The following is a 24,008-nucleotide window of genomic DNA, read 5'->3' as shown; positions in this document are numbered from 1 at the left end:
TGATGCAAAGACCGTGACTCTGGGCAATATCAGGGTCACTTTTAATGCAATCATCTTCTCCATTTATATTAAATTTAAATAAATCAAACTCTAATCTTCTCTAGTAATGCGTCACTTAAAGCTTAGCCTGCAACCACTCATTAATTTCCTTATATTCCAGTAAGAATGGTGAAAGCGCTAAAAACTGCTTTAAAAAAACTTCTAATTTTAAGATGAGGTGTTCCAAGTCTTCAATTTCACAAAATTTTGGAACCCACTGCGTTCTGGCCCACTCAATTAAAGGCTCACAGGTGATATAGCAATTTTTATGATGGGGAATAAGGATAATATTCGTTTCTACCCCTTGTTCATAAAGACTGATGATCGTTTTTTCACCTAATTTTAAAGAATTAATAGCACTTGGGACGTGCTCCAGAAAAACGGCCAAGTCAGTTCTTACATCAACATTCCACGCTATATCATCACAAACACATAATTTAAATTGTGCTGTTTCTGCTAATTGATCACAAATATCCATTAAAAGCTCTCTATAATCAGTATCATAAGGCTTTTTAAAGTGCTGGGGACTCGTGCTTAAATTGGTTAAAAGCATATTCATAATAGCTATCTTATTATCTGGTAATTGTCCTTGAGGGTTTCTGGTTCGCCCCCATTAATAGCCTGCATTTTATAATTAAGTTTAAAACAGGTACTACCCGCTTGAACCCGACTCTGACCGAACAATCTGCTGATTTTGCCACACGCCTGCTGGACTGGTTTGACCAGCATGGTCGCCACGATTTGCCATGGCAGGTTCGCGATTATCCATACAAACATCCCTACAAGGTCTGGGTGTCGGAAATCATGCTGCAACAAACTCAGGTCAAAACGGTGCTGAATTACTTTGACCGCTTCATGCAGCGTTTCCCCACCGTTGAAGCACTGGCACAGGCCAGTTGGGACGACGTTGCGCCGTATTGGGCAGGACTTGGCTATTATGCACGGGCGCGTAACCTGCACAAGGCGGCTCAACAGGTGGTGGCTCAAGGCGGCTTTCCAACGACATTAGATGGCTGGATGGCGCTATCGGGTATTGGCCGCTCTACCGCAGGGGCGCTGATGTCTTTGGGCTTACAGCAATATGGCGTAATTATGGATGGCAATGTCAAGCGGGTGCTGAGTCGGCATCAGGCGATTGCAGGCGACAGTATGTCTACACCTGTTATAGCACAGCTTTGGCAACTGGCCACACAGCTTACCCCCCAACAGCGTAATGCTGATTATACGCAAGCGATTATGGATCTGGGTGCGACCATTTGCACCAGTAAAAAACCCTTGTGCCTGTATTGCCCGGTGCGTGAGGATTGCAAGGCTTATCAGCAAAACCGGGTACTGGATTTTCCGCAAAAAAAGGCGGCCAAAGCTACACCAGAAAAACAGGCGTTTGTGATTATTCTGGAAAATAGAGAAACAGGGCAATGGTTGTGGCAACAGCGTCCAAATGAAGGCTTGTGGGGTGGTCTGTATTGCCTGCCTATTCTTGAAAGCCAAAATCAACTATCAAGAATCACTCAGTATTTTGCGCTTGAAGAAACTCAGCAGAGTAATCTAATCATTAAACATTCTTTTACTCATTTTACATGGTTTTTAAATGTCAAAAAGTTCAGTGTTCCATTAGATCAATGTACTGCTATACAAGATTTTTGTGGACAGAACCAATGGCTGGATAAACAACAAGCAGTGGATAAGGGAATTCCAAAAGCCATGCTGAAAGTACTGGAACAACAGGAATGATTGACTATTTAGCCTGCCGACTAGCTTTTTAAGTGGGATTCCGTAGTGCAGCACGTTATGATCTTTACATGAATTTGCTGCATGGAATTTAGTGATCAATGAAGGATCATGTTTTAACCGCTACTCCTGCTATTTATAGTTTTACTAAGGCAAGTTTTCTAACCACCTTATCACGCTGGTTGATGATTGCTGGACTGATCATACTGGCAGGCTGTGCCTCTACTCCCAAGAAAAAACCCTTGCCACCTGCTGCGCAAGCACAAATTAATGAGCTGCGTACCATTCCGTTGCCCGAGCGTTTGCCCATCCCTGTTAAAGGCATCAAAGCCTATCAGTTGAAGGATACCTGGGGCGCAGCCCGCAGTCAGGGACGTCGCCATGAAGGCATTGATATCATGGCGGAGCGCGGCACCAAGGTGTTGAGTGCCACCACTGGAATTGTGGTGGACATGCGCAATAACAATTTAGGTGGAAAAGTGATCTGGATCGCAGGCCCGGCAGGTAGCTATCATTATTATGCGCATCTCGACAAGCACAAGCGTGGCCTGAATGTTGGTGACCGGGTCAAGAAGGGCCAGGTGATTGGCTATGTCGGCAATACCGGCAATGCGCGCGGGGGCTCACCGCATTTGCATTACGGAATTTACCTGAGTGGCAAGGGTCGTGGTGCGGTTAATCCGTTTTTGTATTTATTCAGGTCCTGAAACAGGTTCTGGTTTTAAAACACTTCATATTAGGGTTTAGCATGTCCATTCAACTGGCAGAACACATGGCAAATTTTGCCGAATGCGGTAACCAGCAGCGCATTATTCTTAAAAACGGCCAAATGCTGCAAGGCTGGATTATGGAAATTAATGAAGATGCCTTGCTGATTAGCACAGGTTTTAATGAAAAATCCGGACAGGATAACTGGATAAATTTTGATGAGATTGATCTAAGCCGCCTTGAGTTCTGGGATATCCGGGAACAGTACTGGATGACTTGGGTGATGCCGGATTAATGCAGTTTTCTGTATGGCAGCGTTATGCCAGGCCTCAGGCTAATAGGGCTGCCCGGTTCATTATTATTCTATTGATAGCCAGCCTTGCCGGATGCCAGCGTCCGGAATCAGGCCAGCAACCGGGTCTGTTCCAGTTGCCGATGGAATATCTGCACCTGATGCAAACACCGCTGCCAGCGCAGTTGCCAGTACCGGTACAAGGGGTTAAGCCGCAGCAAATTGTTGATACCTGGGGGGCAGCCCGCAGTCAAGGTCGTCGTCACGAAGGTGTGGATATTTTTGCCAAACGTGGTACGCCAGTACTGAGTACTACAGAAGGCCTGATCCTGTCCGTTGGGATCAATACGCTGGGTGGTAATGTAGTCTGGGTGCTGGGGCCGGACATGAGCCGCCATTATTATGCGCATCTTGAATCCTATGGCCAGTTTAGTCAGGGGGACTGGATCAAGGTAGGTGATGTGGTTGGTTATGTGGGCAATAGCGGCAATGCCCGCACCACGCCGCCACACCTACATTACGGCATTTATCGTAATGGTGAAGGTGCTATTAATCCTTACCCTTATCTGACCCGCGATTAGGCTGGTTTTCGCTGGATTTATAGCCTGTTTTCACTTATAAATTAAGTTATTACCCCACAATCTCTACCTAAACTTTAAATTGCACCAACCCAATAGCCTTATAGAATAACGGCGATACAAGAAACCCAATAGTTGGAATAATAATGACCAACCTGCTGCGCAAACATCTGGAAGACCAGCCACTCAATTATGGCCATGGCAAAATCTCGGCTTTTATTGCCATTAGTTTTGGGCTGCTGGCTTGCCTGACTGCATTTTGTTTTTTATTTCCCAAACTGCTGACCATGCCGGAATTACGTTCCGTTTATGACCCGTTGCTCATCAAGATTTTGCTGTTTAGCGGCATCGGGGTGGGCTTTATCGCAGGGCTGTGTTCGGTATTTCGCAATCCTAATCGCCTGTGGGGCCTGAGCGGCATTTTCTTAAATACCTGTGCGGCCTTATTGGCCAGCGGGCAAATTGAAGGAAGTCCTTATGAAGCACGCAATGTGTATGCCGGGCTGGATTATTTCATTTTAACCCTGCTGGTGCTGGCACTGGTGTTTATTCCCATGGAACGCATGTTTGCCAAGTATCAGCAGCAAAAAATCCTACGTAAAGGCTGGGTGACTGACCTCAAGTATTTTATGTTTAGCCATCTGGGGATTCAACTGCTGGCATTTTTTACCATTATCCCGGCACAGGTGCTGTTTAACCAGTGGATCAATCCGCGCCTGCATCAACTGGTCAGCAGTCAGCCACTGGCATTGCAGTTCCTTGAAATCCTGCTGGTGGTGGATTTTTTCAGTTACTGGATTCATCGCAGCATGCATAAGGTGCCACGGCTTTGGCGCATTCATGCCGTACACCACTCTTCACTGCAAATGGACTGGCTGGCGTCCAGTCGCGTGCACGTGGCTGAACTGATCATGAATCGTTTTGTGGGTTATATTCCTTTGCTATTTTTAGGATTTTCCCCGGCAGCCACCTATGCCTACCTGATTTTTATTTCCTTTCATGCCATTTTTATCCATGCCAATGTACGCTTTCGCTTTCCATACCTGCGCTGGATGATTGCTACACCCGAGTTTCATCATTGGCATCACTCTTCAGAAGATGAAGCACTGGACAAGAATTTTGCGGCCTTTTTGCCGATTTATGATGTGATTTTTAAAACTGCTCACATGCCTTCCCATTTGCCACAGCGTTATGGCACCACGCCCAGCACCAAAGTACCGGAAGGCTTTGTCGACCAATTGGTGTATCCGTTTAAAAAACGCAAGAAAAAGAAAACCTGATTTTGAATGATTAATAAGTGGATGAATACAACACCATGACCACAACAGCTACTCAAGCCAGCGAATCAGCCATTCAGCGCTGTAGCTGGTGCAGCAATGACCCGCTCTACCAGCACTACCATGACCATGAATGGGGCAAGCCCAGCCATGACCGCCAGCAGTTGTTTGAAATGCTGTGTCTGGAAGGCCAGCAGGCGGGCTTGTCATGGATTACCGTGCTTAAAAAACGGGACTGTTATCGGCAGTGCTTTTTTGATTTTTTGCCTGAAAAAGTGGCACAGCTCAGTGAGGCTGAGATTAATCAGTATCTGCAAAACCCCGGTCTGATCCGCCATGCCGGCAAGCTCAATGCCATTGTGGCGAATGCGCAGGCGTGGCTGGCAATGGAGCAGAATGGCATTGATATGGTTGAATGGCTGTGGTCATTTGTCAATGCAAAACTACAACCACAGGCTCTTCAGAATTACACACAAAACCCTGTTCAAATCGCGGCCAGTCTGGCAATGTCAAAAGCACTCAAAAAAGCCGGTTTCAAGTTTGTCGGGTCAACCACCTGCTATGCCTTTATGCAGGCTGCAGGTTTGGTGAATGACCATGACGCCGGATGCAGTAGCCGTTTGCTGGCTACCCATTAATTTTTTATTCACGCAAGGAACACAGCATGAGTATTATCCGTAGCTATGCCGCTCTCGAACCGGGCCAGCCCCTACAACCTTATGACTACGATGCCGGCGAACTCAAAGCCCACGAAGTTGAAGTCAAGGTAGAATATTGCGGGGTATGCCATTCGGATTTATCCATGATTGACAATGAATGGGGCGGTGCCAAATATCCGCTGATTGCCGGGCATGAAGTGATTGGTACGATCACCCAGCTTGGCAGTGAAGCCCGTGGCCTGCAGGTCGGCCAGCGTGTTGGCATTGGCTGGACTGCCGATAGCTGCCAGCATTGCGATTGCTGTATTGGCGGCAAACAGGTGCTGTGCCAGAATGGCACCACAGCCACCATTGTAGGTCATGCCGGGGGCTTTGCCGAAACCGTACGCGCAGGCTGGCAATGGGTGATTCCGGTGCCGGATGACTTAAATCCGGAAGTGGCTGGCCCGCTATTATGCGGCGGCATTACCGTGTTTGATCCCTTGCTGCGCCACAATATTCAGGGTGTGCATAAGGTTGGGGTGATTGGCATTGGTGGCTTGGGACATATTGCCATCAAGCTGGCCAAGGCATGGGGCTGTGAAGTGACGGCCTTTAGTTCCAGCCCGGATAAAACCCAGGAAATTCTGGACATGGGTGCGCATCAGGTGATCAATAGCCGTGATAAAGACCAGCTGAAAGCCCTGCGTGGCCAGTTTGACCTGATTATCAACACCATCAATGTCAGTCTGGACTGGATGCCTTACTTTGCGGCACTGGCACCTGAAGGCAAGTTTCATACCGTTGGCGTGGTACTTGAGCCTTTAGCCGTGCCTGCTGGTGTGTTAATTGGGGGGGCCAAGGTAGTGACTGGTTCGCCGACGGGTTCACCACTCGCGCTCCGTCAGTTGCTGCGCTTTGCGGCCCGCACGCAGGTTGAACCCACGGTTGAAGTATTTCCGATGTCACAAATCAATGAGGCTATCCAGCATTTGCGTGATGGCAAGGCCCGCTACCGGGTAGTGCTTAAAGCGGATTTTGCCTAAATCTTTTATTTATAACTTTAGTAAACGAAATGGCCTGCCTGAGTTGTAAATCCATTCAGGCAGGCCATTGCTGTCAATATCGACGCTTTATCACTATTCACACTCTAGAGCTTATACAGATTTTCATGTCCCGGGTTTGTCTGGGTTAATTTGTGTTTCCGCTTAAAGCCCTATTATTTTCTGGCAAGCCATTTGCGCCGAATCAACACTAAGCTACCCAAGCCCAGCAACATTCCCACCGAAACACTGCCACCGCCGCCTGAACCTGAGGTACTGGCTGACTGTTGCGCCTGCTGCTGTTCCTGTTGCTGCTGATACGCTAGCGGATCAACATAACTTAAAATCCAGCTGGCATAATTGGCAACCCGGGTATACACGCCGGGCAAGGTGCGCTCACCGCAAGGCGTGTCTTCACCCCAGCTGGTAATACCCGTCAGCAAAGGCTGACCTGAACGGATATTCACCACCAAGCCTGAGCCACTGTCACCCACGCAGGTATCAGCAGGATTTTGCTGGTCTACCCCGCTGGCGCACATCATATTGGCACTGATTGGCCAGCTCTTGTTATTGTAAAGGTAGCGACTGCTACCACAGTTGACAATCTTAAGCTGCCCCACCTGTAAGCGCGAGGGATACAGGGTTTCCTGTGTGCCATTACTGGCTGTTACCACAGTCTCACCCCAGCCTGCCACCTGAGCCAAGCTGCCCAGCGCCGTATACTGACTGGCCTGTGCGGGCTTTAACCAGTCAATTGTGTCACAACGCAGACCACAGGCCTTTAAATCAACGGGTTCTGACAGCTTGAGCAGGGCAATGTCATTGTCCAGATTAACCCCGGCGTCATAACCGGGATGAATAATCTGGCGACTTACCCGAATTACCTGAGTGGCCGGGCTGTTAATCTGATCAAGGTCTACTGTCCCTGCCACCACGTAATGATCGGTAATCGGCTGCTGCTCAAGCTTCTGCGGATTAAAGCAATGCGCAGCTGTGACTACCCACTGCGCATTAATCAGGGTACCGGAACAAATATAGGCAGCCTGTCCACTAGCGTTTTGCGCAAACAGGGCAACCTGCCACGGCATTTGTGTACTGCTGGCCGTTGTTCCATTGACCACAGTCGGCTTGGCAATAATGGTATTTTGGGTTTCTGTTGCCACGGTATTGAAGGCTGTATTGGCCTGTACTGGCATAGGCAAGCTGAAAAACACGCTGGCGATAATGCCAGACCAGTAAGGATTAAGTTTTTTCAAGGGAATGCCTGCCTGCACCATAAGACAACGCATTATGGGCCTGAAAATTTCTCTCAATCAAGACAAGCTCTACCCGGAGTTTTAATACCGGGTAGATGATTTGTTATTTTTTGGCGTACGGGTCTTTAATCATACTGAGCTGTGCATTCTGGTAACGGCTGTTTTTTACATAGTCCTTCATGCGGCCCAGCATCTGGTACGGCTGCTGCTGCACAAACATATTGGCTACGGTCAGCGGAATCACGCCACCCGGATCACCATAACCTGTGGTGGACACTTCTGTTTTGGCAGGCCCCAGTGGCTTCAGGGTCCAGTCGCCTTCATAGTGGGTTAGGCGTACCACATTATGGCGTACCGGAACCCGGCTATCGCTAACTGCCCTGTTTTTAATGGTCACAGTGCCGTCGCTGGCCTGACTGATTTTGCCCTGAATAACCACATCACGATCCTGCAAGGGAAACGGAAAATCCAGTTGCATGCGAATGATAAAGCTGCCAGTGGCATCATTACGCTCAATCACATTCACAGCACTGACATACGGCACCCACTGAACCAGATCATCGGTGTCCAGAATCACTGCAGCCACACTGGTAACACTGCTATTGAGTACCGTGGTGGCACGGTAATTAAAGGCGGGATTATCCGGTAGCTGATACGTCCACACCTTGATGCCCTGTTTATTGATCGCCAGCTTGGCGCGTGACAGATCAGCAGCAGCATGGGCGGTACTTAAGGTTAGCAGGCTTAAGCCAATGGCATAACACAGCTTGCGCGCAGAGAACCGGTTGACGGTGTTGTTCATGACTTAATATCCTGCCTGATCAGCGTATACGGCTGAGATTTTAGTTGTTCTACCATTAATTTTTTAATGACAATACATCCTGCATGTCATAACGGGCTACTGGCTGCTGGATCACCCATGCCGCGGCACGCACTGCACCACTGGCAAAGTTCATGCGGTTGGTGGCCAGATGCTTGACCTCAACCCGCTCGCCTTCACCAATAAACATCACCGTGTGTTCACCCACAATATCGCCACCCCGAATGGTTTCAAAACCAATGGTCTGGCGCTCGCGCGGCCCAGTATGACCTTCACGTCCATAAACCGCAACGTCTTTGAGGTTACGGCCCAGCGCATTAGCCACGGTTTCACCCATCATGTAGGCGGTGCCGGATGGTGCATCCACTTTATGGCGGTGATGGGCTTCAATGATTTCAATATCCACCGTTTCACCAAAGGCTTTGGCCGCCAGTTCCAGCATTTTAAGCGAGACATTCACGCCCACCGAGTAGTTGCCGGAATACACCACCGGAATATGCTGTGCCGTGTCGCTGACCAGCTGCTTTTGTGCCTCAGATAAGCCCGTGGTGCCAATGACAATAGCAACCTTTGCATCACGGCAAATCTGCAAGTGGGTTTCAGTGGCTTGTGGCGTGGAAAAATCAATCACCACATCACACTGGTTAATTATATCTTGCAGACTGGCGGCCACCTGTACGTCCAGCTTGCCTACGCCTGCCAGTTCACCCGCATCGGTGCCAATCAGTGAACTGCCGGGGCGCTCGACTGCCGCAGCAAGCGGATAGCCTGCCTGATGCACTGCCTGAATCAACATGCGGCCCATGCGGCCACCTGCGCCCAAAATCCCAATGCGTGGTGAAGTTGCCATGCCTGCTCCTCAATATTTAGCGTTAATTAATCCAAAACCAAGCCAGTCCACTGACTATCAGACCCTTTTACCCTGCAATGTGCTTAACGTAGCAGGTTACGCAATAACTGCTTATTCTATCGGGTGCCGATTGCCTGAACTGTAGCAAATAATGTAACAGCAGTAATGCAAAATATAAAAATATGTAACTATATATACAGAACTGTATACAATTATGAATCCCTCGTATTAAATAAATAGCTAAAATTTTTAAAAAATAACGCTGGAAGTAAAAAATGAATATGATCCATCCCGCGATGTATACATCCTCTAAAAAACTGCAAAAAAACACTCTAAGTGTCGTCATTCTGGGCACAATGCTGGCATTGTCAGCATGTGGCGGATCGGATAAAACCACAGAAACGATTGTAACCACTACGCTCGTTAACTCAGTCAGCAGCGGGGCAGGCATGCCTACTGCACAAAATGGTATAGACGGTAGCTTTTATATTGATACCAATGCCTATGTTTTATATGGCCCTAAAAAGAATCGTACCTGGCCTGCCATAGGGGTTTCACTGGTGGGAACAGCTGGCCTGAATGGCAGCGATGGCTATAGTGTAATCAATGGTTCTGGCGCACCGCTGGCAACTGCTGGAAAGCCTGGCGATTTTTATATTGATGTGAGTAATGTAGTCCTTTATGGCCCAAAAACAGCAGCAGGTTGGCCAAATACGGGTATTTCACTGATTGGCCCGGCAGGCGCCACAGGCCAGCACGGTGCTACAGGGGCAACGGGTGCTACCGGTGCACAAGGCGCTACAGGAGCAACGGGTGCTACAGGCCAACAAGGCGCTAGCGGCGCGGCTGGGGCAACTGGCGCCAACGGTACGACTGGCGCAACCGGTGCACAGGGTGTAACTGGTGCAACCGGAGCCACAGGTATTACGGGTGCAACTGGTGCGCAAGGCGTAACCGGAGCCACTGGCGCACAAGGCGTTACGGGTGCGACTGGGGCAATCGGTGTAACTGGAGCTACAGGAGCAACGGGTTCTCAAGGCATTACCGGTGCGACTGGTGCCACGGGCGCACAAGGCGCTACAGGTTCTCAAGGCGTTACCGGTGCAACGGGAGCTACAGGTGCGCAAGGGGCAACCGGAGTGACAGGCGCAACGGGTGTAACGGGCGCCACCGGGGCAACAGGCCAGCAAGGTATTATAGGGTTTTCTATCATTAGCGGGTCAGGCGCACCTTCCTCAACCCTTGGTAATGTTGGCGATACCTATATTGATATAAGTAACGGACGACTATATGCCGCCAAGACCATCAACGGCTGGGGCGCATCAACTTCTCTGGTGGGTGCAACCGGAGCAACTGGTCAACCGGGCGCCACAGGGGCGACGGGTGCTACAGGCCAGCAGGGTATGCGTGGTAATGCCGTACTTAATGGCTCAGGCGCTCCAGCCGCAACTCTGGGACTGGATGGTGATTTTTATATTGATACCACAACCAGCCGTTTTTATGGCCCTAAAGCCAATGGGGTATGGCCAAGCCTTGGCATTTCACTGGTAGGTTCTCAAGGGGCGGCAGGTGCCACAGGGTCACAAGGTGCAACTGGAGCCACTGGCATAACTGGGGCGACAGGGACAACGGGTGCTCAAGGCGTTACGGGTGCAACGGGAGCCACTGGGGCAACCGGGTTGGCCGGCAGCAATGGTAATATTATTCTCAATGGTAACGGAGCACCCACCACTCAGGGCAATGTTGGTGATTTTTATATCGATACTGTGAATTCAGTCTTTTATGGGCCAAAAACTGTTACAGGCTGGCCAAGCATAGGGGTATCTTTACAAGGCGCAGCTGGCGCTAATGGTGCAACGGGTGCTACCGGAGCCACAGGCATTACGGGTGCTACCGGTGCGCAAGGTGCTAGCGGTATCACAGGGGCAACGGGTGCACAAGGTGTTACCGGAGCTACAGGGGCGCAAGGTGTTACAGGTGCCACTGGGGCGGCTGGCAGCAATGGTAATACTATCTTAAATGGCAGTGGCGCCCCTTCACTGGCTGTTGGCGCGGTGGGTGATTTTTATATTGACACCACCAATGCCCGACTGTATGGACCAAAGTCTGCAGCAGGCTGGTCTATTTCTATTGCGCTGACAGGGGCAACTGGAGCTACGGGCGCACAAGGTGTTACCGGCGCAACGGGTGCAACTGGCGCTACAGGTTCTCAAGGTGTTACTGGTGCAACCGGAGCCACAGGTGCGCAAGGCGTTACCGGAGCTACAGGCGCAACAGGTGTAACGGGCGCCACCGGGGCAACTGGTAACAGTGGCACAGTCGTATTTTCGGGATCAACGGCACCATCCAACGCTACCGGTAGTAATGGTGACCTTTATATCCAGACGGGTTCCGGCTTGATCTATACCAAATCCAATGGGAGCTGGGGCAGCGGCGTTAACATCAGCAGTGCCGTTAGTGCTTATCCCAATGTAGAGTTGAACATTGCCAACAACAGCAGTCAGCAGATCAGCAGCTTAAGTGGCACAGCAAATTTTGATACCTTGTTTTTTAGTGGCTCAAATAACATCCGCGCCAGTCTGACTGGTGGCAATAGCTGGAATGGCACGACCTTTACCGTAGGTGGTACAGGTGCAGGCTGGTATCAGTTTTCTACGCAAGTGATGGGTGTTACCAATACCGGCGGAGAAACCATTATCGGCATTGCGCATTATCTGGATGTTAATCAGGCCGGTACGCCGATCTGTATTAGCACCTATGATCAATATACCAATGGCGCAAATGCAGGCCTCAGAAATAGCACCAAGATTAACTGTATGATGTATCTGGACAACGGTAATACCGTGCGTTTCAGAGCACAGTCATGGAGTAACACAACTGCGGCCTTTACCTCAACCAACGGCACGACCCATCTGTCCATCACCCGCATCAAATAAGGATCAGCCGGTTTAATTCATCCGTTAAGCCTCAGTCCGCCGGCTTTTACAGCCTGCGGACTGATCAGGTTGAGAACAATGCCATGACAATACTAGCAACGTTAACCCGACGTGAGCGAAAAATTTTTTTAAATGCGCGCTGATGGTTTTTTAATCAAACAAATTGCCGAAAAACTATATATCAGCGAACGAACTGTCACTACCCATCAAGAAAATATTTATAAAAAGCTCAATATCCACCATAAAGCCTGCCTGCTGAAATACGCCTCATACTACCCTGAATTTTTGGCCAGTTTAACCGAACGTGAAAAAAGCATTGTGCTGCTGATGACTGAAGGACAAGGGAGTCAACAGATTGCCTTTCAATTGAATATCAGCATTGCAACCGTGTACAGTCATCGCAAAACCATTCATAAAAAGCTCAATCTACTGCACAAAAAATACGATGTTTTAGGTATAGCCGACCCTGTCTAGAATCGCTTTAATTCGACTGTGGATCAAAATACCACTCTAATTTTAATCAAATCTATTAGGGAAAAATAATATGGCTCTGGAATCATTTGTTGGAGAAATCAGCGTGGTGGCCTTTGACTTCGCCCCACAGGGATGGATGTCATGCAACGGACAACTCCTCTCCATTTCACAATATACCGCGTTGTTTTCACTGTTAGGCACCACTTATGGGGGCAATGGACAAACCACCTTTGCCCTGCCCAACTTAAATGGCCGCGCCATTGTGGGTGTTGACAACAATCAGTTTCCCCTGGGTGGTCAGGGCGGTAGCCGAAATATTAGTTTAACGCTTGCCAATTTGCCTGCTCACGCGCATTCACTGGATGCACAGCAAGTTACCGCGACTGCCACCATACAGCCGCAAGGTAGCTCGGGCAACGGTACAACCACTGATCCCACGAATGCGGTATGGGCCAATGTTAATGATGGCATCAATACCTTAAATAGCTACACGCCAGATACCACCCAGCTTGCCAACATGAAACCGATACAAGCCAATATTGCGGCGCAGTTAAATTCAGGTACAACAGGCATTGTGGGCGGCAGTCAGCCGTTTGATGCCAGCAATCCCTATCTGGCACTCAATTATATTATTTGTATTAATGGTATCTATCCATCACGTCCTTAATCTACTGCCTCATCCATGCAAACAGCCTGATGTTAAAAATCAGGTTGTTTATTGGGATCATTCTCTATTCTATTAATCATTCAACTTAAACCAGATGCGCGTCCAAATCATAGAACATCCTATTGGCTTCAATTCTCGCTTTTTCACTAGGAGGAAATTTTTGTTGCTGAATGAGTTGTGACATGGCAACTTGGCCTGCTTGCTTATAAGGCGCGCAGTAGGTGGCCGATACACTGAGTTCATCAAGTGCCCGCCATGCATACACGCTATGGTCGACAAATAACAGGTCATCCGGCTGGGTAATATTAACCGCTTGCTGAGCAAAATAGCAGGCAGTGTCATACAATTGCCGTTCACGATAAAAACGTGCCAGTTCATACAAAGGCTCAGCACGTTGCTGCCGACTGATCCATGCCTGCAAATAAGCCAGATACACTTGTTCAATGGGATAGTTTAAGCGCTCGGTTAACTGGGCCGCACGAAACTGGGCCATCCAGCGTTCCTCTTCCCAGCCAGCGGCACTGGCACGCTGCTGATAAGCCTGCAAGGCCGCGTCCAGCATCCCCGCATCCTGATAGCTTTGTGCCAGATAAAACTGGTAGCGCAAATTGTCCGGCTCATCCTGAATTCCCTGCTGTAGCAAGGCAATATCTTTAAGGTAAGTGGTTGCGTCCTTGCCACGGGCGCTGTCGTGCTGTACAAAAATACGGAGCCCTTCCAGCGTTTGCCACTGATGCGGCATGGGCGAATCCAGATATTCGTGCAATACTCCTTTCCAGCGCCAAGGCAGCCGCGTAGAAACCAGCGCATTGCGCTGATAGCATATGTGATCGTACAGGCATTCAAAATAGTAAGCTGTGCCGTCCAGTTCAGGATAGCGAAACTGCTCAGCCACCAGCAGGGTTTCGTCTGCATCAATAAACAATAAATAATCCGCAGGGGGCAACTCATCAGTGAGCGCCAGTTCTAGGGCTTCGCTGCGGTTATGGCCAAAATTTTTCCAGGAACGTTCAAACAATTGTCCCGGCAGATCCTGCATATACTGCCGAATCATGTCCTGTGTGCCATCACTGGAACCCGTATCGACAATAACCCAGGAATTAATCCACGGCTTGACCGAAGCAAGACAGCGCAGGATCACCGCAGCTTCATTTTTGACAATCATGTTCAGGCGAATGTGTGGTGACATATTCTTATAAAATCAATTTTATTTGGCCTATCATAATTTTTATTGTCTGACGATTCAATCTGCCCCCAGATTAGTCATGCTCAGGTTATTTGTTGCCTGAACCGACCACATATCAAAAAGCCCATCTAGTAAGATGGGCTTTTCGCATTTATACACGTCACAATAATCGCGATAAGGACTATCGCTTCATGGCTTGGTCAGTCAAACAGGCGCTCAAAAAATGACTTTTTCTTGGGCGATTGCTTGTCATCACCATCCAGTGTGGCTTGCAGTTCCTGTAACAGTTCTTTCTGGCGGCTGGTTAGATTCACCGGAGTTTCCACCACCACACGGCACAGTAAATCACCCACCATACTGGTACGTACCGGTTTTACACCCTTGCCGCGCAGACGGAACAGCTTGCCAGTCTGGGTGCCTTCAGGAATTTTCAGGCTCACACGACCATCAAGCGTTGGAATTTCCACTTCCTTGCCCAGTGCTGCATCGGTAAAGCTAATGGGCACATCCATGTACAAATCGGCACCATCACGCTGGAATACGGCATGCTCGCGCACCACCACTTCTACATACAAATCGCCAGGCTGAACACCAGCACCACCCGCTTCGCCTTCACCGGTCAGGCGAACGCGGTCACCGTTATCCACCCCGGCTGGAATACTGACTTCCAGTGTGCGCTTGCGTTCAGCCACACCCGCGCCATGGCAGACATTACACGGATTTTTGACAATCTTGCCACGGCCCTGACAGGTATGACAGGTTTGCTGAACTGAAAAGAAACCCTGCTGCATGCGCACCTGACCCGAACCATGACAGGTCTGGCAGGTAGTGACATCTTCCGGATTTTTGGAACCTTTGCCATTACAGGCTTCACAGGCCGCTGGTGCCGTAAAGCTGATGGTTTTTTTCACGCCCTTAACTGCTTCTTCCAGGGTCAATTCCAGCACATAACGCAGGTCTGCCCCACGGCGCTGACGTTGGCCACCGCCCGCACGGCCACCAAACATATCGCCAAAAATATCACCAAACTGGCTAAAGATATCCTGCGCGTTAAAGCCGCCGCCACCGCCAAAGCCACCCATGCCTTCAAAGGCACTGTGTCCCATGCGGTCATAGGCAGAACGCTTGTCGCTATCGGACAAGACTTCATAGGCTTCTGAAGCTTCCTTGAATTTTTCCTCAGCTTCCTTGTTATCAGGATTACGGTCCGGATGATATTTCATGGCCAGCTTGCGATAGGCCTTTTTAATTTCGTCCTCGCCTGCACCTTTGGATAACCCTAAAACCTCGTAGTAGTCTCTCTTTGCCATGGCTGGCATAACTCCTAACCAAAATCAATTAAACAATTGCGGCTAATCTTGGGGCAATGTGGTGTTTTTGCAAGCACTATTTTTCACAAAAAATGCGGCGAATGCGTTCCCGGCTAAAAAATTGCCACCCCATAAATAAAAACCAATGTGAAATGAAGCGCTTGCTGTAACCAATCAGCAACTTGTTTCAACAGGACAATGACAGTGATTTTTGTCCATTGGCCTACAGTAAATCCATAATAAACCATCAGGCCACGGATGTTGCTGCCCTGGACAGGCTAAACCCGTTTTTTAAGCTGACAGGTTTTAAACCATGCCGCTTAGGCCTTTTAACCGATGCTGACTGGAGTTCACCCAATGTCTATTTCCGTGAAATTTTCCATACTGGCCAGTGCAGGGCTACTGTGCCTGACCGGCTGCGGCCACAAAGCCAACCTACCGATTGATGCCAGCTATGGCGCTAATCCGGTACTGCCCGCGCCGCAGAAAAGCCTGCTCCCCACAGTACATATTGCACCAGCCAAGGGTTGGCCTGCCAATACCATGCCCGTTGCAGCCAGTGGATTAAAAGTACAAAAATTTGCGGGTGGCCTGATTCATCCGCGCTGGCTGTATGTACTGCCTAATGGTGACGTGCTGGTGGCTGAAACCGATGCACCGCCCAAGCCGGAAGACAGCAAGGGCATTAAAGGCAAAATCATGACACTGGTGATGAAACGCGCGGGTTCATCCCATCCCAGTGCCAACCAGATTAGCCTGCTGCGTGATACCAATGGCGATGGAGTTGCCGACCAGCACACCGTATTTTTGAAAAACCTGAACTCGCCCTTTGGCATGACACTGGTCGGTAACGCACTCTATATCGCCAATACTGATAGCCTGATGCGCTTTGATTATACCCCGGGTGCAACCAGTATTCAGACCGCGGGCACCAAAGTACTGAATTTACCGGCCGGGCCAATTAACCATCACTGGACCAAAAATGTGATTGCCAGTGCCGATGGCAGCAAGCTCTACATTACGGTGGGTTCCAACAGCAATGCCGCTGAAAACGGGCTGGACAAGGAACAGGATCGCGCGCGCATTCCGGAATTTGATATTGCCAGTGGCAAGGTACGTCCTTTTGCCACCGGATTGCGCAATCCCAATGGCATGGACTGGCAACCGCAAACCGGGGCACTCTGGACTGCAGTGAATGAACGTGACGAAATTGGCAGCGATCTGGTACCGGACTATATGACCTCGGTTAAGGATGGGGCGTTTTATGGCTGGCCCTATAGCTACTATGGCCAGCATGTGGATGCCCGGGTAAAACCGCAAAATCCGGATCTGGTTGCCAAGGCCCTTAAACCGGATTATGCACTGGGCAACCATACCGCATCCTTGGGCTTAAGCTTTTATAAGGCTGATTTAATGCCTCAATATAAAAATGGCGTATTGATTGGCCAGCATGGCTCGTGGAATCGCAAACCGCGCAGTGGCTACAAGGTGATTTTTGTGCCATTTCAAAATGGTCAACCAGCGGGTAAACCGCAAGATGTGCTTAGTGGCTTTGTCAATGAAAACGGTGATGCGCTGGGTCGTCCGGTTGGCGTTACGGTAGACAAGGCGGGCGCGATCCTAGTAGCCGATGATGTGGGTGATGTGGTGTGGCGCGTGTCGCCAAGGTAAACAACATCATTATAGTTTTTTGATGGTATTGAGTCAGGCTGGAGTTGAAATTAGCTTTGGCCTGACTCACTGGTTTCTTAACTACTCCCAAATTTTAGATAGCTTGTCATCATATTTACCAACAAACATATAAGTATATTTAAATTAGGAATTATAATTTTTATTAAGATTCAACTGTAATTCATATTTCATAAAGTACTGCTCCATCATCTCGTCACCTTGAAACTCACGAGCCAAAAGCCGTAATCTTTGTAAATTCTTGTCTTCATTATCATAAGGAATATCAGTATATCCTCTAGGGAGGCCAACGGCCTCCTCAATATCCTCTATAACCCAGCCAAGCAATTTTAGGCCGTCCTCAGTAAAGATCGCACGTGGATCAGTATATACCCAAAAATCCCTATAGCAACTTTCGACAACTCTCAAAACTTCAACAAAATAATCTTCAGCTAGATTGATCACCTCTCCATTTGGGGCATTTTTTAAGTCATCTATATCTATAAAAAAGGAAAAATATTCAATCTTACCATTTCTTATTGTTCCAGTATGACCCACTGGGACTTGACCAACCTTTTGCATATAATTACGAAGGCTTACAAAATACTTTGCAAGGCCATTGGCTTTGAGTTTTTCTTGATGAGTGATATACCACTCATCAAATTCAGGATATTTAGTCATAACAGATTGAAGTGCAAAAGTGATACTTCTTGAGGCTGAAACAAAAGCGCTCAAAATATAAGAAAATTCATCGTAATGACCTTGTACCTCTTTTAATTTTTCAAGAAAGTAATCTGCTTCACCAACTTTCGTCGCAACTATGTGAAAACCTCGTGATGGAAATTGAAATTTTTCTATACTCATTACACTTCCCTAAAAACTCTTAAGAATTAGTTTATTGGAGTTATAATATTCAGTGGTACAAACTAAATCCAAATATTTTACTGAAATTTCAATCCCATCTTTGCTCCACCATCAATACACCGATTTAGCTTTTATAAATGCCTGTAATCCTTTAACGCTACGATACAAAAACCATAGCCAGATTAAGGCAGCAAACCCTACCCCAGCCAGCCAACAATAATAGCCAATGCCCTGCGTCACGGGCAGCCAAAACAAGGGAATAAAAAACAGGCTATTGATGAGCAATAAACCCAGTAGGCCCACACAACTGCGCATGATCCACAAATGATGGGAGCGCAACCAGACATCCTGACTCTGGTTTAAAAAGTGATGACTGCTCCATAGCGCAATCAGTACGCCAACCCCTAAAAGTAGCGACAGTAACATCAGGCCATAATTGATCCCTACCCACTGCTGCTGTGAAAATGCTGGTCGCGCTGCCATGCTGTTCCTTTTCCACCCCGGTATTTTTAGCCCAACATCTGATTATTACAAAAAACGTAAAATCCAGATAGTAAACTGGGCAAAATTATCTACTGGCTATTTCGTACTTTTCCCTGATAGCCATGTGTAGGCCATGTCAGCAGCTGAGTATAACAAAACTACTTATTGCATCAGGTGGCATTTAAAAATAAACCTGCGGTGCTTTGGCTTGTCTTTAATTAGTCTGTAAGGTTAAGCATTTTCAAGGTTTTTTGATCGGTGGGGGTGATGCGTGACAGTGCCTTGGCAAATACTGAGTTTTCATCTGTGATGGCGGCAAACAAGGTCATACAGGATGAAAACTTTAATGCATCAATACTGCCAAACAGGGAAAGTACCGACTGGTCTGAATCAAGCACGACGTTAGTGATTTGTTGCAAGCGGGGGCCGAGTACAGGGTGGTTAAGATAGTCCTGTGCCTCGGCGCGGTCACGAATGCCAAAGTGAACCGACGTGGGGCTGTGGCCAAGGCCGCGTAATTGCGGAAAGATAAACCACATCCAGTGCGATTGCTTGCGCCCATTTTGGATTTCACGCAGGGCCGTTTCATAGCTGGCATCCTGCGCTTCCACAAACCGGTTCAATGAGTCTGTCATCAGTTTTTTCCTACACTGTGCTGTATGATCAGGTGTTTTGCCATAAGCTTGCCCTCTATTTCAACTGGTTTATGGCCATTGCCTGATCTTCATCCTGTGGCCAGATCAGCTGACTTGAGGCGGTTTGACCTTAAACCACGCGGCATAAAGTGCAGGTAAAAACAACAGGGTTAATGCGGTGGCGACAATTAATCCGCCCATAATGGCCACTGCCATTGGCCCAAAAAAAATGCTGCGTGATAGTGGAATCATGGCCAGCACCGCTGCCAGTGCCGTGAGCACAATGGGCCGAAAACGGCGCACGGTTGCTTCGGTAATGGCCTTCCACGGACTCAGACCACTGCTGATGTCCTGCTCAATCTGATCAATCAGGATAAGCGAGTTGCGCATGATCATGCCGGACAGTGCAATGGTGCCCAGCATGGCCACGAAGCCAAACGGCTTGTTCAGTAACAGCAAAAACAGCACCACGCCAATCAGGCCCAGCGGCGCAGTAAGCATCACAATCAGCGTGCGCGACATACTGCGCAATTGCAGCATCAGCAAGGTCATCACCACCACCAAAAATAATGGCATGCCAGCATTCACTGAAGCCTGGCCACGTGCAGAGTCTTCAACCGTTCCACCAACATCCAACAGGTAGCCACTGGGCAAGTTTTGGCGAATGCTATTCAGCGTGGGTGAAATCTGGTTGACCAGTGTCACGGGTTGTTCATTGGTGCGAATATCCGCACGCACGGTCACGGTGGGCAAACGGTTGCGATGCCAGATAATGCCTTCCTCAAAGCCATAGCGCAGGTTAGCAATTTGCGCCAGTGGCACGCTGCCGCCATTGCTACTAGGCACAGCCAGACTGGCCAGTGATTCCACTTGCGCCCGCTCACTTTCGGCACCACGGATGCGGATTTGAATTAGCTCGCGTTTTTCGCGGTATTGGCTAATGTCCATGCCGCTAATGGAACTTTGTAAAAACTGCGCCAGCGTACTGCTATCCACGCCCAGTGCCCGCGCGCGATCCTGATCAATGTCCAAATAAATGATCTTGCTGGGTTCCTGCCAGTCCAGATGCACATTAGTAACATTAGGATTTTCACCAATTTTGGCCGCCACCTGACGTGCAATCTGGCGTACCTGCTGCATGTCTTCACCGGACACGCGGAACTGTACCGGATAGCCGACAGGTGGGCCATTTTCCAGCAAAGACACCCGATTGCGCACTTCAGGGAACTGTTCATTTAAGGTTTTGATCAGCCACTGGCGCAAGGCATCGCGGTCTTCAATGGTTTTGGCCAGCACCACAAACTGGGCAAAGCTGGCCTGTGGCAACTGCTGGTCTAGCGGCAAATAAAAGCGTGGTGAACCGGTGCCGACATACGCCACATAATTTTCAATACCCGGATGGCTTTTGAGCATTTTTTCAAGACGCGCCACCTGTGCTTCTGTAGCTTTTAAAGACGCCCCTTCGGCCAGCTTTAAATCCACCATGATTTCCAGCCGGTTGGAGGGCGGGAAAAACTGCTGCTGCACCAGCCCAAACAGCATGATTGAGCCGATAAAGGCCGCTACGGTAATGCCAATGACGGTTTTACGGTAACGCACGCACCATTGCACCAGACGGCGGAACTGCTGGTAAAAACGGGTAGCGTAGGGGTCATGCGGGTCGTGCTCTATCGCAGTGGCCGATTGATTAATCACTTGGTCTGCTGGGATTGAGGTAGACACAGAAGACTGCTTTTTGTGTTTAAACCTTAACCATAAGCGCTGATACCACGGCGCCTGATGCTGCATTTGACTCAAATCAGGCAGCAGCTTGTCACCTAAATAGGGCACAAACATCACGGCAGCCACCCACGAGACCAGCAAGGCAATGGTTACCACTTCAAAAATCGAACGGGTATATTCTCCGGTGCCAGACTGTGCCGTTGCAATGGGCAGGAAACCCGCCGCAGTAATCAGCGTTCCGGTCAGCATGGGAAACGCCGTGCTTTGCCACATAAACCCGGCAGCCTTAAGACGGCTAAAGCCCTGCTCCATTTTAATCGCCATCATTTCCACTGCAATAATGGCATCATCTACCAGCAGGCCCAGCGCCAGTACCAGCGCGCCCAGGGAGATCTTGTGCAGGCCCACATCAAAATAATTCATGACGGCAAAGGTCATGGCCAGTACCAGCGGAATGGAAAATGCCACCACCAGTCCGGTGCGAAATCCCAGGGAAAAAAAGCTGACAATCAGAACGATAATCACTGCTTCGGCCAGCACCCGCACAAATTCGCCCACGCTTTCCTTTACCGCGGCAGGCTGGTCGGATACCTTGCTTAAGGTCATGCCAGCCGGCAAGGTGTCCTGCAAGCGGGCAAACTCAGTTTCCAGATTTTGGCCCAGTGCCAGAATATCGCCACCCTTTTTCATGGCCACTGCAATACCAATACCATTGTCGCCCATAAAGCGCATGCGTGGCTGTGCCGGTTCGCTAAAACCGCGGTACACATCGGCCACGTCAATCAGACGAATAGTGCGACCTGCCACATAAATTGGCATGTTTTTAATGTCATCGAGCGACTTGAACTGGCCACTTACCCGCAGTTGAATTCGATCAGTTGGCGTTTCAAAATACCCGGCGGGCACAATTGCGTTTTGGGCTTCCAGTGCCTGCTGCACCGCACTTAAGGGCAAGCCCAGACTGACGGCCTTGGTGTTGGACAGCTCAATCCAGATTTTTTCATCCTGCAAACCAATCAGGTCAACCTTGCCGACATCCTTAACGCGTTGCAGTTGCAATTGCACGCGGTCGGCATATTCCTTAAGCACGGCATAGTCAAAATCCTTACCGGTGAGCACATAAATATTGCCAAAGGTATCGCCAAATTCATCGTTAAAGAATGGCCCCTGCACGCCCACCGGCAGGGTTTGCTTGATGTCACCCACCTTTTTGCGCACGTTATACCACAGGTCAGGAATGTCCCTGGAGCGCATGGAATCACGCGCCATAAAGGTAATCATGGACTCGCCGGGGCGTGAATAGGCAATAATCTTGTCGTATTCACCGGTTTCCATCAGCTTTTTTTCAATGCGGTCAGTGACCTGCAAGGACACTTGCTCGGCTGTGGCACCCGGCCAGTAGGTTTGGATCACCATTACCTTAAAGGTAAAGGGCGGGTCTTCACTTTGCCCCAGCTTGCTGTACGACGCAAAACCAATTAGGGCCAGCAGGATCATAAAAAACAGCACTAAGGCCCGGTTGTTTAAGGCCCATTCGGACAGATTAAAACGCATGATCTAGTCCTTTTTGGCCGTAATTGATGATGCAGTCTGAGGCATTGACTGAGCATTTTGTTGAAACACAGGTTGGTTGTCGCGATTCACGGCACGAACTTTCTGGCCCGGCTGTAACAAATGCACGCCGCCAATTACCAACCAATCCTGTGGGCTTAAACCAGCCAGCACCGGCACACTGTCACGGCCATAAGCATCAATGCGTACTGGTTTTTTCATCAGGGTCGAATTGGCGGGATTGACCACCAACACATAGCTTTGCTGCTGCTCGGCCGTGACTGCTGCCAGTGGTACAGCCAAGGCCGGGCTACTGCTGCTGGTAGTCACAAAAACGCGTGCGCTCTGGCCAATTTTGACGGGTGCGCCTGCGTTGGCAAACGCCACCCGTACCGCAAAGGTACGCGAGGCATCGGCAGCGGGGGAAATTTCACGCACATAGGCGGAGAGCAATTGCTGTGGATTTGACCATAACGACACCTGCACCGGCTGGCGTGGCTTAAACTGCTCAATCATTTGTTCCGGCACGCCAATCAGTACTTCACGTTCGCCATCCAGCGCCAGACGGTAGACGGGTTGCCCGGCACTTACCACCTGTCCAGTTTCAATGCTGCGGCTCACCACCACACCGCTTTTATTGGCATATAAAGTGGAATAACTGGCCTGATTGCTCACCACATTTAAATTGGCCTGCGCCTGCTGCACATTGCTGCGCGCGGTTTTATACTGGTTTTCAATCTGGTCAAACTGCGAGCGGCTAATGGCATTGGCAGGCAGCAACTGGCGATAGCGTTCCAGTTCGCCCTTGGCCGTACGCTCAACAGATAACGCGCTGTCCAGTTGCGCGCGTGCCGCACCCAGTTGCAGGTTGGCATCAGTCGGGTCGAGCACGGCCAGTGCCTGCCCGCTGCGCACCCGGTCACCCACTTCCACCAGCCGCTGGGTGACCTTGCCAGCCACACGGAATGACAAGTCTGCTTCCTGCCGCGCCCGGACTTCACCGGAATAGCTGCTTTGGCTACTATTGCTGCTCAACGGTTGCGCCACCATCACGGCACGTAAGGGTGCTGGTGGTGGATCGGCTTTCTGGCAAGCACTAAGCCCGGCAGCCAAAGCCATTGCCAACATGATCAGCAGATGTGCTCCCAAACGGCGCACCGGCCGTTCCCCAGTGTGATTCATCGCCCCAAATTTGATGTGGTCACTCATGTTTTCGTATTCTTTTGTCAATTTTGCTAATTTTTATACTAATGAGTTTATAAAATAAAGTAAACCAATCA

22 protein-coding genes are annotated in these 24,008 nt (G+C 49.4%); 11 read left to right on the top strand and 11 right to left on the bottom strand.

Annotated elements, in window-relative coordinates; genetic code table 11:
- Nucleotides 1-115: 115 nt before the first annotated feature.
- Entirely contained in the window at nucleotides 116-598 is a 483-nt protein-coding gene (locus Q337_RS18475) for a hypothetical protein (protein WP_051526925.1), read from the bottom strand.
- Nucleotides 599-699: 101 nt separating this feature from the next.
- Between Q337_RS18475 and mutY the strand changes: the two genes are divergently transcribed.
- From mutY to ahr, 7 genes are all read left to right on the top strand, one after another.
- Nucleotides 700-1,773, top strand: coding sequence for an A/G-specific adenine glycosylase (mutY, locus tag Q337_RS0114615; protein ID WP_228133145.1), 1,074 nt, complete (start codon nucleotides 700-702; stop codon nucleotides 1,771-1,773).
- Nucleotides 1,774-1,955: 182 nt separating this feature from the next.
- Entirely contained in the window at nucleotides 1,956-2,477 is a 522-nt protein-coding gene (locus Q337_RS0114610; RefSeq protein WP_034280694.1) for a M23 family metallopeptidase, read from the top strand.
- A 41-nt stretch (nucleotides 2,478-2,518) separates the two neighbouring features.
- Complete coding sequence (locus Q337_RS0114605; protein WP_026472212.1) at nucleotides 2,519-2,773, top strand: hypothetical protein; 255 nt, start codon at nucleotides 2,519-2,521, stop codon at nucleotides 2,771-2,773.
- Nucleotides 2,773-3,351 carry a M23 family metallopeptidase gene (locus Q337_RS0114600; protein ID WP_051526924.1) on the top strand — a complete coding sequence of 193 codons (579 nt, stop codon included), beginning with the start codon at nucleotides 2,773-2,775 and terminating at the stop codon, nucleotides 3,349-3,351. The genes Q337_RS0114605 and Q337_RS0114600 overlap by 1 nt, the downstream gene beginning before the upstream one ends.
- Nucleotides 3,352-3,494: 143 nt before the next feature.
- Nucleotides 3,495-4,628 carry a sterol desaturase family protein gene (locus Q337_RS0114595; protein WP_026472210.1) on the top strand — a complete coding sequence of 378 codons (1,134 nt, stop codon included), beginning with the start codon at nucleotides 3,495-3,497 and terminating at the stop codon, nucleotides 4,626-4,628.
- 35 nt (nucleotides 4,629-4,663) lie between these two features.
- The gene (locus Q337_RS0114590; protein WP_051526923.1) at nucleotides 4,664-5,263 is read left to right on the top strand and encodes a DNA-3-methyladenine glycosylase I; all 600 of its coding nucleotides are present in this window, start codon (nucleotides 4,664-4,666) and stop codon (nucleotides 5,261-5,263) included.
- Between the two features lie 26 nt (nucleotides 5,264-5,289).
- Complete coding sequence (gene ahr, locus Q337_RS0114585; protein ID WP_026472208.1) at nucleotides 5,290-6,309, top strand: NADPH-dependent aldehyde reductase Ahr; 1,020 nt, start codon at nucleotides 5,290-5,292, stop codon at nucleotides 6,307-6,309.
- A 173-nt stretch (nucleotides 6,310-6,482) separates the two neighbouring features.
- Here the strand turns inward: ahr and Q337_RS0114580 are convergent, their stop codons facing one another.
- From Q337_RS0114580 to dapB, 3 genes are all read right to left on the bottom strand, one after another.
- Nucleotides 6,483-7,595, bottom strand: coding sequence for a S1 family serine peptidase (locus tag Q337_RS0114580; protein WP_084494878.1), 1,113 nt, complete (start codon nucleotides 7,593-7,595; stop codon nucleotides 6,483-6,485).
- Between the two features lie 70 nt (nucleotides 7,596-7,665).
- Entirely contained in the window at nucleotides 7,666-8,364 is a 699-nt protein-coding gene (locus Q337_RS0114575; protein ID WP_084494877.1) for an START domain-containing protein, read from the bottom strand.
- Nucleotides 8,365-8,419: 55 nt separating this feature from the next.
- Nucleotides 8,420-9,232, bottom strand: a complete 813-nt coding sequence (gene dapB / locus Q337_RS0114570; RefSeq protein ID WP_026472205.1) for a 4-hydroxy-tetrahydrodipicolinate reductase — start codon at nucleotides 9,230-9,232, stop codon at nucleotides 8,420-8,422.
- A gap of 275 nt (nucleotides 9,233-9,507) precedes the next feature.
- On the opposite strand from dapB, the gene Q337_RS19345 reads away from it, so the two are divergent.
- The 3 genes from Q337_RS19345 to Q337_RS0114555 all read left to right on the top strand — a co-directional run bounded on the left by Q337_RS19345 (nucleotide 9,508) and on the right by Q337_RS0114555 (nucleotide 13,309).
- A complete protein-coding gene (locus Q337_RS19345) occupies nucleotides 9,508-12,168 on the top strand; it encodes a beta strand repeat-containing protein (protein WP_084494876.1) in 2,661 nt (886 codons plus the stop codon).
- 132 nt (nucleotides 12,169-12,300) lie between these two features.
- The gene (locus Q337_RS0114560; RefSeq protein ID WP_026472204.1) at nucleotides 12,301-12,642 is read left to right on the top strand and encodes a response regulator transcription factor; all 342 of its coding nucleotides are present in this window, start codon (nucleotides 12,301-12,303) and stop codon (nucleotides 12,640-12,642) included.
- Between the two features lie 70 nt (nucleotides 12,643-12,712).
- Complete coding sequence (locus Q337_RS0114555; RefSeq protein WP_026472203.1) at nucleotides 12,713-13,309, top strand: phage tail protein; 597 nt, start codon at nucleotides 12,713-12,715, stop codon at nucleotides 13,307-13,309.
- Nucleotides 13,310-13,394: 85 nt separating this feature from the next.
- Here Q337_RS0114555 and Q337_RS0114550 read toward each other — a convergent pair whose 3' ends face one another.
- Together Q337_RS0114550 and dnaJ are read right to left on the bottom strand one after the other, a co-directional pair.
- Nucleotides 13,395-14,498 carry a glycosyltransferase gene (locus Q337_RS0114550; protein ID WP_026472202.1) on the bottom strand — a complete coding sequence of 368 codons (1,104 nt, stop codon included), beginning with the start codon at nucleotides 14,496-14,498 and terminating at the stop codon, nucleotides 13,395-13,397.
- Nucleotides 14,499-14,695: 197 nt separating this feature from the next.
- Nucleotides 14,696-15,805, bottom strand: coding sequence for a molecular chaperone DnaJ (dnaJ, locus tag Q337_RS0114545; protein ID WP_026472201.1), 1,110 nt, complete (start codon nucleotides 15,803-15,805; stop codon nucleotides 14,696-14,698).
- Between the two features lie 357 nt (nucleotides 15,806-16,162).
- On the opposite strand from dnaJ, the gene Q337_RS0114535 reads away from it, so the two are divergent.
- Complete coding sequence (locus Q337_RS0114535; protein WP_034280598.1) at nucleotides 16,163-17,476, top strand: PQQ-dependent sugar dehydrogenase; 1,314 nt, start codon at nucleotides 16,163-16,165, stop codon at nucleotides 17,474-17,476.
- 144 nt (nucleotides 17,477-17,620) lie between these two features.
- Here the strand turns inward: Q337_RS0114535 and Q337_RS18470 are convergent, their stop codons facing one another.
- From Q337_RS18470 to Q337_RS17960, 5 genes are all read right to left on the bottom strand, one after another.
- Entirely contained in the window at nucleotides 17,621-18,337 is a 717-nt protein-coding gene (locus Q337_RS18470; RefSeq protein ID WP_051526920.1) for a hypothetical protein, read from the bottom strand.
- Between the two features lie 111 nt (nucleotides 18,338-18,448).
- Nucleotides 18,449-18,820 (bottom strand): hypothetical protein, encoded by a 372-nt coding sequence (locus Q337_RS0114525; RefSeq protein ID WP_026472199.1) that lies wholly within the window; start codon nucleotides 18,818-18,820, stop codon nucleotides 18,449-18,451.
- Between the two features lie 218 nt (nucleotides 18,821-19,038).
- Nucleotides 19,039-19,455 carry a DUF1810 domain-containing protein gene (locus tag Q337_RS0114520; RefSeq protein WP_026472198.1) on the bottom strand — a complete coding sequence of 139 codons (417 nt, stop codon included), beginning with the start codon at nucleotides 19,453-19,455 and terminating at the stop codon, nucleotides 19,039-19,041.
- Between the two features lie 105 nt (nucleotides 19,456-19,560).
- On the bottom strand, nucleotides 19,561-22,731 hold the full coding sequence (locus Q337_RS0114515) for an efflux RND transporter permease subunit (RefSeq protein ID WP_026472197.1): 3,171 nt from the start codon (nucleotides 22,729-22,731) through the stop codon (nucleotides 19,561-19,563).
- A 3-nt stretch (nucleotides 22,732-22,734) separates the two neighbouring features.
- Entirely contained in the window at nucleotides 22,735-23,910 is a 1,176-nt protein-coding gene (locus Q337_RS17960) for an efflux RND transporter periplasmic adaptor subunit (RefSeq protein ID WP_084494907.1), read from the bottom strand.
- Between the last annotated feature and the right edge of the window lie 98 nt (nucleotides 23,911-24,008).

Source organism: Alkanindiges illinoisensis DSM 15370, assembly GCF_000619845.1.
Classification (GTDB): domain Bacteria; phylum Pseudomonadota; class Gammaproteobacteria; order Pseudomonadales; family Moraxellaceae; genus Alkanindiges; species Alkanindiges illinoisensis.
The sequence above is the reverse complement of the archived record's forward strand: the minus strand, read 5'-3'. Positions and strand labels throughout refer to the sequence as shown.